Origin of the sequence: Micrococcus sp. HSID17227, assembly GCF_003989405.1 — a bacterium.
GTDB lineage: Bacteria > Actinomycetota > Actinomycetes > Actinomycetales > Micrococcaceae > Micrococcus > Micrococcus luteus.
The window spans coordinates 1-377 of the sequence record NZ_RBLN01000571.1 but is presented as its reverse complement, the minus strand read 5'-3'; the positions used below and the strand labels follow the sequence as shown (position 1 = coordinate 377).

1 protein-coding gene is annotated in these 377 nt (G+C 69.8%); it reads left to right on the top strand.

The window, feature by feature from the left end:
- Positions 1–166: 166 nt before the first annotated feature.
- A partial coding sequence (locus D8M29_RS13370) for a leucine zipper domain-containing protein (RefSeq protein WP_141844316.1) occupies positions 167–377 on the top strand: 211 nt, incomplete at its 3' end.

Below are 377 nucleotides of genomic sequence, written 5' to 3'. Positions count from 1 at the left end.
CGGCTCGTCGAAGGCCAGGCCGTCACGAACTGGAAGCAGGCCCTCGCCCAGCTCGCCGCGGCCTACCCCGACCGGATCAACCCCTACCTGTGACCACCCCGCTTACACAGACAAGTTGACACGCCCGAAGTTCCTCAACAACCCACCTGCCAGAAGAGACCCACTCATGACTCACGCTAACGCACCCCTGACTCCCACCGGCCGTCTCAGGATGGTCCACCGCCACCTGCACGACGGGATCCCGCAGGCACACGTGGCCGCCGAGTTCCGGGTGAGCCGGCCCACGGTGGCCACCTGGGTGGCCCGCTACCGCGCCGAGGGCGAGGCCGGGCTGCTCGACCGGCCCAGCCGTCCGCGCCGTTCACCTGCCCAGCTCG